Origin of the sequence: Chitinophaga sp. YR627, assembly GCF_900114995.1 — a bacterium.
In the GTDB taxonomy this organism is placed as follows: domain Bacteria; phylum Bacteroidota; class Bacteroidia; order Chitinophagales; family Chitinophagaceae; genus Chitinophaga.
On the sequence record NZ_FOUX01000001.1, the window covers coordinates 648920 to 667248 of the forward strand.

General features: G+C 48.8%; 10 protein-coding genes. 4 read left to right on the forward strand and 6 right to left on the reverse strand.

The features are described from left to right. Nucleotide 1: 1 nt before the first annotated feature. The 3 genes from BMZ72_RS02235 to rhaM are packed head-to-tail and all read left to right on the forward strand — an operon-like array spanning nucleotide 2 to nucleotide 2343. The gene (locus tag BMZ72_RS02235; protein ID WP_089804827.1) at nucleotides 2–1384 is read left to right on the forward strand and encodes a lactate utilization protein B; all 1383 of its coding nucleotides are present in this window, start codon (nucleotides 2–4) and stop codon (nucleotides 1382–1384) included. Nucleotides 1385–1431: 47 nt separating this feature from the next. Then, the gene (locus BMZ72_RS02240) at nucleotides 1432–2013 is read left to right on the forward strand and encodes a LutC/YkgG family protein (RefSeq protein ID WP_089804829.1); all 582 of its coding nucleotides are present in this window, start codon (nucleotides 1432–1434) and stop codon (nucleotides 2011–2013) included. Between the two features lie 18 nt (nucleotides 2014–2031). Beyond that, nucleotides 2032–2343 carry an L-rhamnose mutarotase gene (gene rhaM, locus BMZ72_RS02245; protein ID WP_089804830.1) on the forward strand — a complete coding sequence of 104 codons (312 nt, stop codon included), beginning with the start codon at nucleotides 2032–2034 and terminating at the stop codon, nucleotides 2341–2343. Here rhaM and BMZ72_RS02250 read toward each other — a convergent pair whose 3' ends face one another. The 5 genes from BMZ72_RS02250 to BMZ72_RS02270 all read right to left on the reverse strand — a co-directional run bounded on the left by BMZ72_RS02250 (nucleotide 2344) and on the right by BMZ72_RS02270 (nucleotide 14945). Beyond that, nucleotides 2344–4986 carry a hypothetical protein gene (locus BMZ72_RS02250; RefSeq protein ID WP_089804832.1) on the reverse strand — a complete coding sequence of 881 codons (2643 nt, stop codon included), beginning with the start codon at nucleotides 4984–4986 and terminating at the stop codon, nucleotides 2344–2346. A gap of 7 nt (nucleotides 4987–4993) precedes the next feature. After that, entirely contained in the window at nucleotides 4994–5497 is a 504-nt protein-coding gene (locus BMZ72_RS02255) for a DUF4402 domain-containing protein (protein WP_177222657.1), read from the reverse strand. Between the two features lie 7 nt (nucleotides 5498–5504). Then, the gene (locus BMZ72_RS02260) at nucleotides 5505–13457 is read right to left on the reverse strand and encodes a T9SS type A sorting domain-containing protein (protein ID WP_089804835.1); all 7953 of its coding nucleotides are present in this window, start codon (nucleotides 13455–13457) and stop codon (nucleotides 5505–5507) included. Nucleotides 13458–13515: 58 nt separating this feature from the next. After that, nucleotides 13516–14346 carry a fimbrial biogenesis chaperone gene (locus tag BMZ72_RS02265; RefSeq protein ID WP_089804837.1) on the reverse strand — a complete coding sequence of 277 codons (831 nt, stop codon included), beginning with the start codon at nucleotides 14344–14346 and terminating at the stop codon, nucleotides 13516–13518. An 86-nt stretch (nucleotides 14347–14432) separates the two neighbouring features. Continuing rightward, nucleotides 14433–14945: a DUF4402 domain-containing protein gene (locus BMZ72_RS02270; protein WP_089804839.1), complete on the reverse strand. Its 513-nt coding sequence runs from the start codon at nucleotides 14943–14945 to the stop codon at nucleotides 14433–14435. Nucleotides 14946–15357: 412 nt separating this feature from the next. Here BMZ72_RS02270 and BMZ72_RS02275 point away from each other — a divergent pair, with 412 nt between their 5' ends. Continuing rightward, nucleotides 15358–15855: a GyrI-like domain-containing protein gene (locus tag BMZ72_RS02275; RefSeq protein ID WP_089804841.1), complete on the forward strand. Its 498-nt coding sequence runs from the start codon at nucleotides 15358–15360 to the stop codon at nucleotides 15853–15855. A gap of 6 nt (nucleotides 15856–15861) precedes the next feature. Here BMZ72_RS02275 and BMZ72_RS02280 read toward each other — a convergent pair whose 3' ends face one another. Further along, a complete protein-coding gene (locus BMZ72_RS02280; protein ID WP_089804843.1) occupies nucleotides 15862–18270 on the reverse strand; it encodes an ABC transporter permease in 2409 nt (802 codons plus the stop codon). Nucleotides 18271–18329: the final 59 nt, after the last annotated feature.

Consider the following 18329-nt stretch of genomic DNA (forward strand, 5'->3'; position numbering starts at 1 on the left):
AATGGAACACGAGAATCATAAACATCAGGAACATGCCGTCCTTGCGGACGCTTTTAACCAGAATGAGCCCCGTGTGGACTGGCATGATGAAACGCTCTGGTGGGTACGTCAGAAACGTGACCGGATGGCCTGGAGCATTCCGGAGTGGGAGGAATTGAGGGAAGCGGCTTCCCAGATCAAACATAACGTGCTGGGTAATATGCATGATTACCTGCTTGAGTTTGAAAAGAATGCGATTGCCAATGGCGCCGTCGTTCACTGGGCTGCTGATGCAGCTGAGCATAACAAGATCGTGCTGCAACTGCTCCAGGAACAGGGCGTGAAGCGCATGGTGAAGAGTAAATCCATGTTGACGGAAGAGTGTCACCTGAATCCATATCTCGCAGAACATGGCATTGAGGTGATAGATACCGATCTGGGTGAACGTATCGTGCAGCTGGCAAAGGAGCCACCCAGTCATATCGTGTTGCCGTGTATTCATAAGAAGAAAGAAGAAATAGGAGATCTGTTCCATGAACATCTGGGCACACCAGCAGGTAATGCTGATCCGAAGTTCCTGACAGCAGCTGCCCGTCAGCATCTCAGAAAAGAATTCATTCAGTCAAGGGTTGCTATCACCGGTGTCAATTTTGCTGTTGCTGAAACGGGAGAAATGGTGGTTTGTACCAATGAAGGAAATGCCGATATGGGCGCTCACCTGGCAGATGTACATATTGCCTGTATGGGTATCGAGAAGCTTATCCCGCAGCGCAAACACCTGGGGGTATTCCTTCGTTTGCTGGCAAGAAGTGCGACAGGACAGCCTATTACCACTTACAGCAGTCATTTCCGTAAACCGAAAGAAGGACAGCAGTTACATATCGTACTGGTTGATAATGGCCGTAGCCGTCAGCTGGGCAGGGAAGATTTCCGTAACTCTCTGAAATGTATCCGTTGCGGCGCGTGTATGAATACCTGTCCTGTATATCGTCGCAGTGGTGGTCATAGTTACCATAATGCGATCGCAGGACCGATCGGGTCTATTCTGGCGCCTAACCTGGATATGAAAGATTATGCCGATCTGCCTTTCGCGTCCACTTTATGTGGTTCGTGTTCGAATGTTTGTCCGGTGAAGATCGACATACACCAGCAGCTCTATAAATGGAGACAGGTGATCACTAAAGAGGGTTATACCAAAAAGACGAAAGCGGCAGGTATGCATGCGATGAATATCGTGCTATCCAAACCAGGACTCTATAAAACAGCTGGTGGTGTAGGGCGTTGGGTGATGCGTACATTCCCTGCTGTGGTGAACAATGGTATGAATCCATGGTATAAACAACGCGAAATGCCGGCTCCTCCGAAAGAGTCATTTGCTGATTGGTATAAGAAGAACAGGAAATAAGCGGACCATCCGGCAATCATTCTCAATTATTAATTTGTAATTACGATATGTCACGCGAAGCGATACTCGCCGCCATAAAAAAGAATCAGCCTGAATATCAGGCATTACCCGATCTGTCAGGCTTCGGTCAGGCAGGACCAGGAGATCCAGCTGCCTTTAAAAAGGTCGTGGAAACGCTCGGCGGGCAGGTATATGAAATCAACTCATTCGCAGAAATACAACCGCTCGTGGCGGAACATTATACTGATCTGAAACAGGTAGTTGCTATCAAAGAGGAATATCTCCCTGGTGCTGCTACGCAGTGGCAGACAGGAGATGGTCGTCAGCTGGAACACGTGGATCTGGCTATTATCCCCGGACAACTGGGCGTAGCCGAAAACGGCGCTATCTGGGTGACGGAAAGTGAGATTGAAGTAAGAGTGTTGCCGTTTATCACACAACATCTGGCGATCGTTATTGACAGTAAGAGCATCCTGCCCACCATGCACGATGCCTATGCACGTATCGGTGCGCCGTCAACTGGTTTTAGCGCTTTTATCGCCGGACCATCCAAGACTGCAGATATCGAACAATCATTGGTGTTAGGAGCGCATGGGGCGAAAAGTCTGACGGTCTTTATGATCGGATAACCCATCAATTTCCATGTTATGAAAATCGCTTTTAAAATGCAGCTCAAACCTGGCTGCAAAGAAGAATACCGCAAACGCCATGACGCCATCTGGCCGGAACTGAAAGCATTGCTGAAAGACAATGGCGTAAGCGACTATTCTATCTTCCTGGATGAGGAGACCAATATCCTGTTTGGCGTACAGCAGCAAACAGGCGAACAGTCATCCCAGGATCTGGGGACCTTACCCATTGTACAGCGCTGGTGGGCATATATGGCCGATATCATGGATACCAATGAAGACAATTCTCCTGTCACCAGACCATTAGTGCAGGTCTTTCACATGGACTGACTATTTCCTTTCCAGTATAAAGTGAATATCATCTATCACATCACCTTCCCGTTTCGTACTGATATGGAGGTCGTAAGCCGCCTGCTGTGGTCTTAGCTTCAGCTTTTTCAGCTGTGCTTTATCCGGCTGGATGACGTAGTCGCCCGGTGGCAGGCCCATGTAGTTGAAATAACCATCTGATTCCGTCAACAGACATTTTACCAGGGTACTGTCCGATCTGTAAATACAGATCTTGATACCACCCTGTTCCTTCAGGGTGGAGTCTTCCCGCAGACTTACACTACCCGATACTTCTCCCATCACAGATACTGGTACATCGATGCGGCGCAGCTGATTCGGTTCGATCGTGATACGGATGGTTGGTTTACGGATCTGCCAGGATACACTTTCAAAGCCTTTTGATTCCAGTTCGAACAGATAGGCCGCATAAGGCTCCATATCAAGTATACAAATGCTGGTATCTCTCAGACTGCGGATCATCCTTCCACCGTTATATTTCATTTGCAAACCTTCTACCCTTGGTTCTCCTTTATCAAACTTTTCGTTGTTATTGAGGTCGAGGAATGGCACAAACACCACACCCCCTGAACCTACACTGGAGCGGTTATGTGTACCTGAATAACCGGAGGCGCCGTCATGGATGATACTACCCCTGGCTGATTCCACGAATGTTGTCAGGTTGTTGTTGCGCCAGAGGGAGAACCCGATCTGTGAAAAAGAGAAGTCATAACGCAGGCCGATACCGATGTTGGTAATGTCGGTACGATAGTTCTTTTCGTAGGAAAAGTTCAGGTATCCGTTTTTAAACAGGTATTTACCTGCTTCACAACGTAGGGCCATAAAGCGGTTGCTGTTGTATTCGTATTGTACCTGTGGCGTCAGCAGAATATTGCCCGGTACCCGGAAGGTCAGGGCCAGGTTGGTATATACAAAAGGCGTTTCGTCCTTGATGAAGATCGCGTAGGTGGACAGACTGGTGCCTACTTTATACAGTGCACCCGACATCAGCCATTCTGTAGTAGTATAATAGGACCCTGGCAGAATGATCTGGTCTAGGGTCAGACGCGTAAACATCGAGAAGTTCTTCGATGTAAAAGGTTTGGATATGACTGCTTTGCGTTCTTCCAGCCAGTTATAGATGATGGCCGTCTGTCCTTTATTATACCGGGTATAGTTCAGTTCTGCCTGCAGATTGTTCTGGGAGCGGTAGCTCAGAATTCCTCTTGAGCGCACGCCGTAGGTATATTCACCATAAAACAGCAGGTTGGATACCAGTCGGAGGGAGGCTGTCACAAAAGGAAGCGTATTAGCCTTTCTGATCGATGAAAGGTACTCGACCCCTGCACCTACCGTAATGGTGTTTGTAAGGCCGTAATTGGCCTGTATACGGCCTAATTTGCTGTTTACGGTGTCTTCTGCCACACCCGCGCTGGCTGTGTATTCAAATTCCTTTGCGGGAATGAAGTTGAAAGGAATACTGATATTCTCTTCCTGGAATCGTTCTTCTCCCCACGGGCCATAGAAACGCAGTTTTATCTGCGAATTGCCATACACCAGGGGAACCTGGAATGTATAGAAACCAGCAGCGTCAGCCACTGTATAATCTACAAGGGCATTGTTGATATATAATTCCACCGTCCATCCCGGGTCAGTGAAATTACTGAGTGTATAAGTGCCATAAGAGCGACGGTAGGTGGTAGGCGCATTGGTCACCTGCACACCCACTACCGGTGCGTAAAGGGAGGCAATGGTAGGGGTGAAGATCTTTCCGGCAATGATCTGACGCAGCCATTTCCGGTCGTTATTGACAAAGCGCAGGCGATAATATTGCTGCCGCTGGTCAAAAGGACGGATGATGTTACTGTCCGGATGCGTTGGTTTCAGTTGCTGCCGTGCGAAGTTGTTATAATTCAATGAAACGGTCGCTTCTCCACCTGCGAAGGTGCCACCCATCGTCAGATTAAACCAGGTATCATTGGTGCTTTGCAGTCGCTGTGTAGATACGACCGACCAGTCGGCCATCCCGAATTTAAAGAGCTTATTGCTTCGTCCGATGGTGGTATCGGCGACAATATTCCCTTTCAGTTTGTTCAGGTTGCGGTACATCAGCTGTTGCCGCATTTCCCGGATAGCGGGTAGTTCAACCTTTGACTCCACTTTTACAGATAAGCTGCGGAAGTTAAAATTACAGCTCAGCTGAAATATACTGGCGAAGTAGTCTGTACGCAGGTATAAGCCGGTTTCTGTTTTCACAAGACCGTTTGCCCCGACCTTGAATACCTTGTCCCGGAACCGGATCTGGTTATTCTTCTTATCAATCAGAAAAGCTGCGTCCTGTGTGATGAAGAAGCCGGAAAGGGTGTCCAGTGTCTCAGAAGAGGCATTCCGGATCTTCAGGAAGTTGAATACGTCCTGAATAGACAGATAGGCAACTTCGTCCTGAACAACAGCAGGGATCTCGGCACCGCCGACACCCTGTAACACAACCATGATAGAGGTTTCTTCATATTTGGGGTCTTCGTCGTTATCGCCGTCCTTATCTTTGGCGGCAAGGGGTAGCGTACAAGCTGCCAGCAGCAGTATGCAAACTGCTTTGCAGCAAAGGCGCTTCAATGGATTGGTATGGATAGTAATGCCTGTCATCAATGTTTTATTCCTGTATGAATGTGACCTGAAACACGCCGCTGTAATTGCCCGCAGGATTTGCCGGAGGTGGCCCTACTGTAAGAGTGCCTCCGATACGCACGATCGTGCGGGCAGGAGATGTAGCCGTAGCTATGAAAGGAGTGCCGGTACTGGCCGTCCCTATATGTAGTGATAAAAAGCCGCCGTTACTGCCTGTCAGTGTCACATCCGGACCATTCATGATGGAAATAAGTGTGCCCGGATTTGCATCTACTTCAAAAATGGCAGGGGAGAATGGATAACCCAGATTCGCCTGCACAATAGTCCCGGTTACAGAGCGGGAGCCATCCGGATAGAGGATTACCGTTCCTCCTGTGATGCCTTGGAAAAATGCGCCGAAGATCAATCCCTGTGCCGGATTGACGAACACGGAGATCGGCCGTGGAGGAGGTTCCTGCGCCCGTACCACAAAAGGTGCCAGTAGCAGACCGCTGAAAAAAAGGTGATATATATGTTTGAATTTGCTCATCACTTTGTTATTGGTTAGCAATAAACACTTTCTTCGATACCTGTTGTTTATTCGCGTAGAAGGTGACGATGTAAATACCTCCGTTGTAATGTGATCCCAGCAGGTAACGACCATTACCAGTATAGTCTTTCCGTAGCAGTACCTGTCCGTTTACATTGCTTACGGTGATCGTACATTTCTCTCCTGGTATTTTGTCAAACTGTGCGTACAGACTGTTACCAGCTGCGTAAGCATGATACAACGGCGTTTCAGTTGACACGCCACCGTCATCGCCTGCTTTCAGTACCAGGAAGAAACGGGTATCAAAACTTCCTTTACGCAGGAAGAGTCTGTAAGGAGTCGTCTGATGCAGATCATGTGTGATGCCCGCTTCTTTATCATACAGATAGAAATGTCTGCCAGCCGGCATGCGTTCGATCAGCGGCATGGTAAAGCTGACATATCCTTCCTGCTCTGTCGTAATACCCAGCGGGATCATTTCCGTACTATCAATATCATTGGGCCATGCAGCGATTGATTGCCGTTCTGTGCCTGCCATGACATACAGATTGGGCACATGTTCGTCGGTATTGATGATCTTCAGCGCGTCAATGTCCTGCTCGAAATCTCTTGAGTAGCTATTGTCAAAATAGATAACTGCCGGATCGGAAGGAGAGCCTTCGTCGGTAAAGCCTGCGCTCAGTCGGAGTAATGGTTCTGTCAGTGGTCGTTCCCTGTGGAAGTTAGGCGCCAGATTATTGACCCTGGCGGTATTATTTACGGTCAGCGTACCCGATACCGGGAATGTACCGTTGGTCACGTGTACAAAGAAGCCCTGCATGGCAGGAACGACGTTGTTAGCAACGCCATCGCTGGAAACACCATTGATGTAGGAACTGTAAGTACCCGTGTATTGATTGGTCGTACCGGCATTGAAATAGTAAATCGCATTGTCGACATTCACGCGTGTCCATCCACCTGCTGCATCCCAGTCGACCGGTGACGGATAAGGATTACCCACCAGGTTAAAGCCTTTGGTATAAGGCTGGTTGTTGTTGGTAAGGGTAGGAGCGGTGATCGTACCGTTATTAACTGTGCCGGTCATATCGAGGGTAACAGGAGACATGCTCGTACCCAGATTACCTGCATAACCGACCATGGAGGCCAGGATACCAGAAGCAGCAGTATAGGATACCCAACCGGAAGAAGCCCTGTTTTCTACATAACGATAGAAGGACGGGAAGCTGGAATTCAGGTTCACATCGTCAGAAAATTCATTTACAGTCGCGGCGTTTAACGGCGAACTGAGATATACATAACCAAAGCTATTCGGACGGTAACGCTGGATGGTAACGCTACCCAATACGGAGCCAACACCGGTGCCGTCTATCAACGCCGTACGGGTAGCTGTAGACAGCAAAGTAAGGTTGGTGCCTGTTACAAACAGGCCCGTTGTGGCCTTTAATACACCGGCGATATTCAGCGTGCCCAATAGTGATACACCCGCCACATTGTTCGTAGTGAGGTTGAGCACTGTATTACCGGCAAAAGTATTTGCAGGTATTGTCTGGGAAGCGGCGCCGGTTATTTCGATACTTCCGTTGCTGGCAGTGAATGTGCCACTATTGGTGATCGCGCCGTATATCTGTAATGTACCGCCGCTGACGGTAACTGAGGCTCCGCTTTGTATGATCAGATTGTTAGTCATCGCGGTACCCGTATTGATCAACGGATAGTTGGTCAGACCTGTTGGGATCGTTGCATTGGTCGTGCTGACAGGGACGAGGTTATTGGACCAGTTGCCGGTTACGAACCAGTTGACACTCACAGCACCTGTCCATACGTTGTCAGCGATCAGTTGTCCGACGGCCAGCGCCACACTGAGATTCGTTAGGCCCGTAGCCTGTATGGAGGTCGGCAGCGGACTGGCCGTTGCCGGTGTTGTCCAGGTAGAGCCATTGTAGCTGCCTACTTTGAAATTAGCTGTATTAGACCCCGCATCTACATCGGCCGCGTTCCAGTTCATAGTGACAGAAGCGGTAGTAAAGCTGGTTCCTGTATTGGTGAACGACCAGTAGCGATTGACGCTTCTGTTGGGATTTACCGGGGATGTAGCAATATTCGGATGATCTGTGGGTGTGACGGTGGCCAGTATACTACCAGAGGTAGTCACATTGGTGAAAGTGATAGATGCAGGACTGTAATAGGTGGCGTCACCCAGTTCGAAATTCCTGGTTACACTACCGGTTGGCAGGGCTTTTTGTAGTCTGCCAATTACCCAGCCGGTGGACTGGGAAGCGCCGGTCACTGTACCCGTGGTAGGCTGGATCAGAGCGAATGTGCTGCCGGTATTGATCTTATTCAGGATGAAATTCAGTACACTGCTGACCGTCACATTAGACCCAAGGTTGATGATGCCAGCTGATTTATTAACCGTCAGATTATTGAATGCACCGGTAGAGGTAATAGTCTGCGTACCGAGGCCATTGAAATAAACAGTGGAGCCGGTATTGGTGTAAGTACCACTGCTCATGGTCCAGTTGCCGCCAACAGTATCTGTGAAGCTACCCTGTACAAAGGTGCCGGTAGACAGGGTAAAGTCATTCAGAATTTTCAGCACTGCGGATGCTGTTTTAGACCCCGTTGCAGAGATAACCAGGTTACCATAAGGCGTAGCAGAAGAAATAGCCTGCGTGCTACCGCCATATTCTACGGTACTAAGCGTATCCAGCGAATAGGTACTGAATGCAGGTAAGGTCTGTGTACCGCGTAGTATTAACCGGGCATTGTCTTCTATGGTCAATGAACCGGTTGCACTTGGCGTGATAGCAAAACCAGCTGCATCCAGTATCCCTGTAGTGATCGTAATATCATCTACTGCAGTAATAGCTTTAGCGAGGGTAGTGGTAATGCCGGGATCTTTCTGATTAGTGACCTGCGCCAGGTTAAATGAAGCGGCAGAACCGGTTATAATAGAAGGCAGACCACCTGTCATGGTGAGCGTGCCTACGGTACCATCATAGGTACCATTATTGGTGAAGTTATGACTGACATTATAATCGGAAATAGCGGTAGTGATACCGGTGATCGTCAGGTCATAAAAAGTGGTCGTTGGTGTGCCTGTTAATTGTGCATCTGAAGCCGTCATGGTGAACAGGGATGTTCCGCCATTCAGTGTACCATTGCTTTCTACGTCACCCGCTACCGTGTATGTATAGGTGCCTGCGTTGAAGATGGCGTTATTGGTAATCATAAAGTCGCCATTTACCGGCCAGTTCGAAGCAGGCGTTACACCAGATGTGTTAGTGATCAGTACATTACCCAGTGCATTCGGTGTACCGGTTACGCTCATGGCCGCAGTACCGCCAAATTGTACCGTACCTGTGCTGGTAAAGGCCGTACCAGCCAGTTTGATGGTTTGTGCAGCAGAAGGAGTGAAGTTCATTGTACCACTGCTGGTCACTGTACCATTATTTGTAAACGAACCAAGAACATTATGCGTAGAAACACCACCATTGAAGGTAGCGCCACTACCGATGTTGAAAGCAATTCCCACGATCCAGCCAACGCTTGCAGTTACACCGCCGGTATTATTGACATTGAGCGTAGCGTAGGTAGGTGTACTGGTAGAATTGAGTACTGGCGGCACCGTACCGTTGAAGTTGATAATACCGCTTGAGTTGGATACAATTGCATTGACAAAACGGATCGTCTGTAAGGCAGTCCCGGTGAAGGTGGTGGTCCCGGTGCTGGTAAGAGAGCCATTGTTTGTCAGGTCACCGTTTACAGTTGCCGTTCCTGCGCCTGCGACATATGAACCACCTGTGGTGATCGTCAGCAGACCATTATAGGTGATATCGCTACCGGCTACGGTATAACTGCCATAGACGGTCATACGATTGAAGACGGTATTTCCTGTGATGGTTTTAGTTGCACCGTTAAGTGTGATGGTACTGGTAGCAGGAGTGAAGGTGCCGCTGTTGTTCCAGTTACCATAAAGGTTGATGGTGTAGGTCGCACCGTTAAAGGTCGCTCCGCTATTGATGGTCAGGTCTCCGTTGACAGTACAGGTAGCGGCCAGTGTTTTTGTGCCGCCATTACTGAAGATAAGATGACCGTAAGGCACACCCGCAACCGTCTGTGCGACGGTACCGTTATAGTTTGTCGTACTGGTAGCGCCTAATGTATAGGTAGAATAGCCTGAAGGGAAGTTATTCACCCCGCCTGCCTGTAATGTAGTGCCATTCGCCAGTGTAAATGCCCCGCCGGCAGAAGCTCTGTTAGCCGTAAATGTAGACAGATTCAGCGTACCGGTATTGACGGTCAGGTTACTGTTAACAGGACAGTTACCGGTCAGTGTAGCCGTTCCGGCTCCTTTGGTAATGATCAGGTTATTGAATGTAGTCGCAGAGACGGTTTGTGTACCGGTACCATTTAAGGTAACCGTACCACCGGAAGAAGAGAAGGTGCCGTTGTTATTCCAGTTACCGCCAACAGTTAATCCGATGACCCCACTGTTCAACGTAGCACCGGAGGAAATATTGACATTGCCCGTTACCGTAGTGGCGCCATTCATGGTCATGGAGCCGCCGGTCACACTCAGGTCTCCTGCTACACTGGACGCACTGCTTAATAATGCATCGCCGGCTGATTTACCTATTAGTAGATTATTATAAGCTAATCCTGCCACTGTTTGTGCACCACTGCCGTTATAATTGACGGTCCCGGTACTGGATGTAAACGTGCCATTTGTGTAGTTGTAGTTACTACCAATGTTAAGGGTGCCTGCACCGGAGAAGATAACATTAGCACCTCCGGATTGCGTCAGGGAACCACCTACTGTCACCGTTCCCGTACCGATATTCAGGTTGATGGCATGTGCAGCGGTACCGTCACTAAGGGCAAGGTCCCCGTTTACAGTGAGTGCCTGTGCACCTGTGTTGATAGTATGGGTCACATTGGAGGACCATTTACCTGCAATGTTACCCTGTGTGGTCAGACTACCACCTGAAGCGAGGGTAAGTGTTGCCGCCTGTGTACTGCCTAATGATATCGCTTTTACAGATACCGCAGTGTTGATGGTGGGTTGATTGGTGAATGCGGCCGTACCAATTTCAACGATATCATTGACGCCCGGAGGACGGGACGGACTACCCTGTACCACAGTCCAGTTGCTGGCATTTGACCAGTCACTGCTGACAGAACCGTTCCAGCGTACTACGTTTGAATTATCAGAGAAGGCCCAGCGGCCGTTAATAGCCAGTGTTGAACCGTATTCTACATAATTTGATGTTGTATTACCGGCTGTTCTGCCCTGAAGCACCCAGCTGCTGCCACTGTTATACCAGAGGTTCATAGAGGACTCATTGTTACCATTCAGTTCTGCATCTTCATAATGGAATCTGAGCGTGGTCAAACTAACTGTCAGGCCAGTACTGACCGTATAGACGCGGTTAACTGCACTACCCTGTGGAAAGTCACTTACCGGACCAATGGCTACAGAAACGGTGATGGCGCCTGTTAATGGAAGTCCGACAAGACTCAGCGTCGTATTCGGGCTCTCGAAGGCGTATATACCACCCAGTCCGAAGGATTGCGTACGGCGTACGTTACCTAGTATAATACCTGGCCCTGTCCTGTCCACCGTCATATTGAAAATGTTAGCCCCGGTATTGATGGTGCCGACAGTCATATTTACAGTAGATACATTCACATCATTGTTCATGTTCACCAGTGTAGACTGTAAGCTTTTATTCAGTGTAAGAATGTTGAATGTAGTGACGCCGGTAATGGTTGATAGATTGGCGCCAGTAAAGGTGAATGTACTTGTACCGGCATTAAAGGTGCCGCTATTCACAAAGTCTATTAGTATGGTATGGCTAAAGGAACTGGCGTTAAAGGTCGTTCCTGTTGCCAGCGTAAAATAGCTGGTTGTGATAGCGCCCGCCGCTGTTTTGGCGGAGTTGCCGGAGAGTAATAGTCTGTTGTAGGTCAGGGCATTGATATTCTGGGCGGCGGTGCCGTTGAAGTTGACCGTATTTGGTGGAGTCGCCGACACGTTTAGTGTACCTGCAGTAACAGTGAATGTGCTGGCGATGCCAAGTACGGCATTGGTAGATAATTGTAAAGAGGTGCCATTGAGGGTCACATTGAACAGGTTGGCGGTACCATTGAGGGTACTGGTACCTGTAAAAGTCGCTGTACCGGCGCTGGCGCTGAACGTGCCACTAACATCCAGGGTGGTGCCGATGGAAAAAGGAATAGCAGTTGTAACAGAACCAGGTACGATCAGCGAGCCAAATGTGAGCGTACCTGCGCCTGAAATAGTTTTGCTGGCGCCCTGAATGGTAACGGATCCGCCTGTGCCGGTAAAGGAGCCACTTACTGCGAGATTGCCTGTCAGTAAAATACTACTGGTACTGCTGACGGATCCCGATATGGTGAGGTTATCCAGTGTGATACTGGCGCCTGAGATTGTTTTGGTTGCACCAGTCATTGTCAGCGTACCACCTGATGCCTGTGTAAATACGCCCGGACCGGTAGTGGCCAGGTTTCCGGCAATTGTAAGTGCTGCGTTTGCAGCAGCCGTGATATTCGTAGCAGTGATATTGACGTTATTGAAACTCTGTGTGCCTGTTCCACTGATATTGGTGCCCGGACCGTTGAAATTCACGGTGCCGGTGCTGCCGGTGAAATTACCGTTGTTGATCCAGTTACCGCTAAGATCTATTGTGAAGCTTCCGCCATTAAGCGTCGCACCGGCATCTAATGTGGTGCTTCCTGTGACAATAATATTGGCAGCAGCTGTGGCGCTTACGCTGGTACCGGCTCCCGGAGTGCAGTAGAAATTACCTGCAACAGTAAATGCGGTTGAGGGCAGTGTTTTTACAACAGCGCCACTGGAGCTGGATAAGGTTAGATTGCCATATGTTTCTGCAGATACAGTCTGGGCAAGTCCGTTGTATTCAATAGTACTTGTCAGTGCCAGTGAACGGGAAGCAAAGTTGGCCGGAAAGGTACCTGTACCACCGATTCGCAGGGTCGCTCCGTTTGCGACACTGACAGCGCCGCCAGCTACGGTAGTGCCTCTGTTGGCCGTAAAGGTGGAGAGGTTCAGTATCCCGCTATTCACAACGATCATCCCCGATGTGCTGGTTGTAGCATTCATCGCGTTAAGGTTGCCTGCCAGCGTTTTTACCAGCGCGCCGCTGATCCTGAGCGTAGAGTAGGTGAGGTCATTCCGGACAGTCTGATTGATGGTGGTCGCGCTATATTCAACGGTACTACCCGCAGCGAGCGTATTGGTGCCGGTGAGTGTATAGTTGGTAGCGAAGGTTGCCCCTTTGACATGTAACACACCCGTAGCGGTCACGCTGAGTGTACCCGCGCCGGAAATAAGTGTGGTTGTACCTTCCGGTGGAACCAGGTTACCGCTGACAGAAAGGGCTACAGTAACCGGAAAACTGACAGCAGGAGTGACAGTGGCACCTGAGTTAATGGTCAGTCTTCTAAAGGAAATACCACTACCACTAATACTTTGTGTCGTACCTGCCATTGTGATCCTGGAGGAGGTACTGGTGGTCGTATAAGTCCCATTATTGACAAAATCTCCTTTTACCGTAACGGTTACGCCTCTGTGCGAGATCGTACAACCGCTACCATTGGTGAGTGTACCGGATATGGTAATAGCTTTGGAGATGGTCAGTACCGGATTTTTGGCGCTGGTGACGAGTGTAAGCGCCCTGCTTGCAGCGGTGGTGCCACTGATGGTAGGCTGGAAGGACCCTGTGAACGCCGCGTCGCCAATGATCGCGTCTACAGATGCTGTAGGAACACCTGCTGTCCAGTTGTCAGCAGTGGCCCATGCGGTGCTCACAGTGCCCTTCCAGCTTGTCGTCTGACCCCACAGGGTAAGCGGCAGGCTGAGTGATAGAATAAGGAGCGTAAAACAAACAAGTGTAAATCTTCTGTCAGTATTCATGTGTTTTGTTATTGTTCAGGGCATACCACACGTACACCGGAATAATACCAATCAATGATCAGTGTAGCTGCAGTTCTGTCTGCGCCATCGGATCGGGAACAGCGTCTTTTGATGGTTTGGTATAAGAGATCCTCAGTTTGCCGTTGTGATAATCGATGCCCGGCTTTGTTTCCAGTTTCATCTGGAATTGTCTGAACACATTGGGGGTATATACCGCGAGGCCTTTTACACTTCCAACAGTGGTGATCTTGCCTTTTTCAGATACATAGTCAATATTGATATCGCCGTATACGGAATGATTACCGGAGCGGCGTACTACCATGTTCAGATGGGCCGGTGCATTTTCCGGGGCCTGTAGTGAAATATCGGTCAGGTTCACCTGTGCGTCAGGCGCCCCTGTTCTGATGATCACAGGAATGCTGATACCGAAGACGGGTGTCAGACTCACAGAAATACTGGAGGAGTCTTTCAGTCTGATCGGTTCTCCCTGTACTTTAGGATCTGGTACTGCCCTGAAATAGATATGCGAGCGGTATTCACCGGCCTGCAGTTGTCCTGTTTTGATCAGCTGTACTTTAACCAGCTGCGCTTCTCCCGGAGCGAGTGTGACGCTTTTGGGAAAGAAACGGAGGAAACTACTGGCGAATAATTGTCCTGAATCAGGTTCGGTGATCTTATCAAAAGTGCCATTGCTGTTCATGCGTATTTCAATGATAGAAATCAGATACCGGGCAGTGTCCTGGCCGGTATTGGCAAGATTAAGTTCCTGTATTCTTTTCTGCCCGTCGAAAATGACCCTCATCGGTGTAATCAGCAGGTTGCCCTGGGCGGAGGAGAGTAACGGGAATAGTAAGAGCGTAATGAATGTCAGTAAATGGATAATGCGCATAAGCAGAATTGAAGTTAAATACCCGGGAAGCCCCTCCCGGGCATCATGTATACCGGGAGGGCCTTTGGGTAAAGATCAGTGTACCGTTAGTTGTAGTTAACAGTAACATTGAATGGGGTACCGGATACGTACTGACCAGCAGGTTGTGCTGCACTGACGTTCAGTGTTGCGCCTACATTCAGTACCTGTGTACCGCCAGTCAGTGTACCTGTACCGGAAGGGTCGCTGGTAAAGGCAGTTACTGTCATCGTGTTAGCACCACTGGTAATGGTTAACGGTGTGGTAGGCAGTGTAATGACATACGTATAACCGGATGTACCGTTTACCGTAAATGAAGCCGCTGTTACTGTTCCGGCAGTTGTTGGTAATGTTACGCCACCAGTGGTTGTACGTGTACCGGCAGGCGTCAGTACAACCGTACCACCTGCAGAGGATCGTACGGCCACATTACCGAAGTTCATATCAACATCCTTGGTGATGCTGATAGGCGTGACAATAGTCGCCGTCACCGTCGCCGATGCCGTCTCCTGTGCCCGCGCTGTTGTTGCCGCGCATACTAATGCAAACGAAGCAACGAAAAGCAGTCGTGTTCTTTTCATTTTTACTTTTTTAGATTGTTACAGTAGAGATTTTATCGCATAGACGTGTCCTTACGTCTGAGGAGTGAGACGAGGTTGATAGAATGATGGTCACTGTGCTTCCCTGCACAGTTTACTTATTGCATTTTGCTTGACAGGGTTACCGCTTGCTGCGGGGATTAACCAAATCCTTGACGAATATAGAAAAAAGCCAGTCATTAATTCTTTAATGCAAGACTTTTTTTATGCTTACCGGGGTCTGCAAAATACAGTTGTAAAGTCCGTTTGTTCATTTTTGCTAATCCTTAATGGACATTTTTCAGCGGTAAGTTGTCGGAGCCGCCCCGCTATATTGTCCTGTTTACACCGTTGCTGCTTGTGATTACCTTACTACTTTAGCAGTAGTAACACTTATTATAAAAATAGATATGATATGACCAGCGATCCTAAAATAGCACGCCATCCTGAGCAGCCATATATAGCGATCCGCAAAAGGGTGAAAATGGCCGAAATTCCAGTCATTTTGCCGCCATTGGTGCCGCAGATCGTTCAGTGGATGGAACAGCACCATATAGCCCAGGCAGGCCCGGTATTTTTCCGATATCTGCAATTTGATCATGAAGACCAGTTACTGGTGGATGTAGGTGTACCGACACAGGTGCCTGCTGAGGTGAATGGAGATGTGGTGGCCGGTTCTTTTCCTGATGCGGAGTATGTGACAGTGACGTATATGGGGGATTATAGCAACCTGAAAGAGGTACATATGGGACTTGAGGCATGGATGAAAGAGAACGGGTTGAAGGAAGGGGTGCAGAAAGTAAATGGAACGGAGTATGCGGCCCGTACCGAGTTTTATCTGACGGATCCTGATGAGGTGGAAGATCCGGAAGATTGGCGGACAGATGTGGTGATATTACTGGCGGATAGGTGATGATGCCTACTCCGCCTTCAGACTCTTTACCGGATTCATCGTCGCCGCCTTCACCGCATGATAACCGATCGTTACCAGCGCCAGTGCCACATTGCACATACCAGCCAGCACAAACACCCACCAGGGTATATTGATCCTGTAGGCAAATCCCTGTAACCAGTACTGCATGGCCAGCCAGCTGCCACCTGCCGCCAGTACCAATGCAATCCCCACTAATTTCATCAGATCTCCCGATAATAACAGTACAATATTCGCCACGGAGGCACCAATCACCTTTCGTATGCCGATCTCTTTTGTACGCTGGACAGTTAGTAGTGATATCAGTCCTAACAGGCCGATACAACTGATTGAAATAGCCAGTATAGCGGCGCCACCAATCAATCTGTTAAGCAAATCTTCCGCTTTATAAAACGCTGCTATCTGATCGTCCAGAAAGTCATATTCAAACACATTATCCGGATATAGCGACTGCCAGTTATCCTTAATACCACTGATACTTTTCATCATGCCCGTCCCACTTATTTTAATACCTGCATAGGCATAATCTTTTGCCTGTGAGGTCATGATCAGCGGCTCCATTTTACTATGTAATGAGTGCAGATTGAAATCCCTGACCACACCTACAATTATGCCCGGACGATCATCCAGTGTACCTGCTACCAGTTGGTGTCCGATCACTTCGGATGGCTGGTGGAATCCCAGCTGTTTCATCATGTATTCATTGATGAGAAACTCACTGGCCGTATCACTTTCCAGGAGATTTCTGCCCGCCAGTAACTGTATACCGAAGGTTTGCAGATAATGGGCGTCTCCCAGCGTGCATAGTGCGGTATAGTCTTCCCATTCCCTGTTGTCAAATTTGACGGAACCGGCTTTAAAGGTCGCCGAGGCCGGCGGACGGAAACAAAAGCTGACATCTTTTACTCCTGACGTATGCATCAGTTGCGTGCGCAGATAGTCAAGTTTGTTTTTGTCTGCGGATGGGAGTGGTACCATGACAACGCCTGCTTTGTCGAAGCCAGGATTGACGGTTTTCATGAACCTGGTCTGTAGGGTAATGATCAGCGTACAAATAATCAGAGACTGTGCCACCAGGTTCTGAAACAGTATTAAGCTCTTCCGCATCCAGGGACGTCCGGCGCTGGTCTGATTCGCTTTTAAGAGCGCAACAGGTTTGTACCTGCTCAGAAGAAACGCCGGATAGGAACCTGATAATAACGTAATGAACAGGACAAGGGACATTAAGGCGATGATCAGTTGAGGATGGGCGAAAGGAGAAAGGGAAAGTGAGGTCTGCAACCAGGGATTTAATACAGGTAAAGCAAATGCAACCCATACCAGTGACAACATGGTAGCAGACAGTGTGATGCAGAAGGTTTCCGTCATGAACTGCCAGAAGATACTGGCGGCACTGCTGCCCAGTACCTTCCTGGTACTGATCTCTTTAGATCTGCGTACGTTCTGCGCTGTTGCCAGGTTGATGAAGTTCACGCCTGCAATAACAAGGATGATCAGTGCAATGATTGACAGGGTTGTCAGTAGGGATTTGGAGATCACTCCACCAAAACGTGCATCGAAATGCAGGTCTTTTAGCGGCTCCAGGTGGAAATGATAGTATTTGGCCATTTCTCCCATATGCCGTTGGGTAACGGTACGTAATGTTTTATTAAGACGATCAGCAGAAAGACCATCCGGCAGTAACAGAAACAGATTATTGGAAGAATTGATCCAGCCCCATTCGGTCTCCATGGAAGGAAACATCTCCGGATACAGGCCCTTCATGGAGGCGGCAGACAGAAAGATATCTACTTTGGTACTCGTTTCTGGTGGATAGTCTTTCAGGATGCCGGTCACTGTGGCCGTAATTTTATCGTTGATGCGTATAGTCCTGCCAATGGGATCGGCATTGCCAAAGTATTTGTTTGCCTGTTTCCTTGTCAGCACCGCGGTATTGGGAGCTTCCAGCGATGTTGCCGGCTGACCGGTTTCCCATTTGTAGTCAAACAGTTCAAACCAGTGCTGGTCTGTAAAGGCCACATTTCCATGCTCTGAAAAAAGCTGCTGTGTGTGACCACTTTGTGGAATGGCTATCGTGAAGGGAAGATCTCTGTAATTATGGAACAGGAATGCCTGTGTACGGATTTGCGGGATTTCTGTTTTGATAGCTGTTGCCAGCGCTACGGGAGTCCCTTTTTCGTATTGTACGGAGCCATCGTCGAGGTGGAGTTCCGTAACGACCTTATAGATATTTTGCCCCTTACTGTGCTGTGTATCAAATGCAAGATGCCAGCTGATAAACTGATACAGGATCAGCGCACAGGCAATACCCAGTGACAGACCGAATACATTTAAGATCGTATAAAACGAGTGACGACGTAAGTTTCGCAACGCGATCCTGATGTAGTTCCTGAGCATAACTGTAAGTTAAAAGAACCGGACAGTTCAAAAAATATACCTCAATACTATAATGCTTA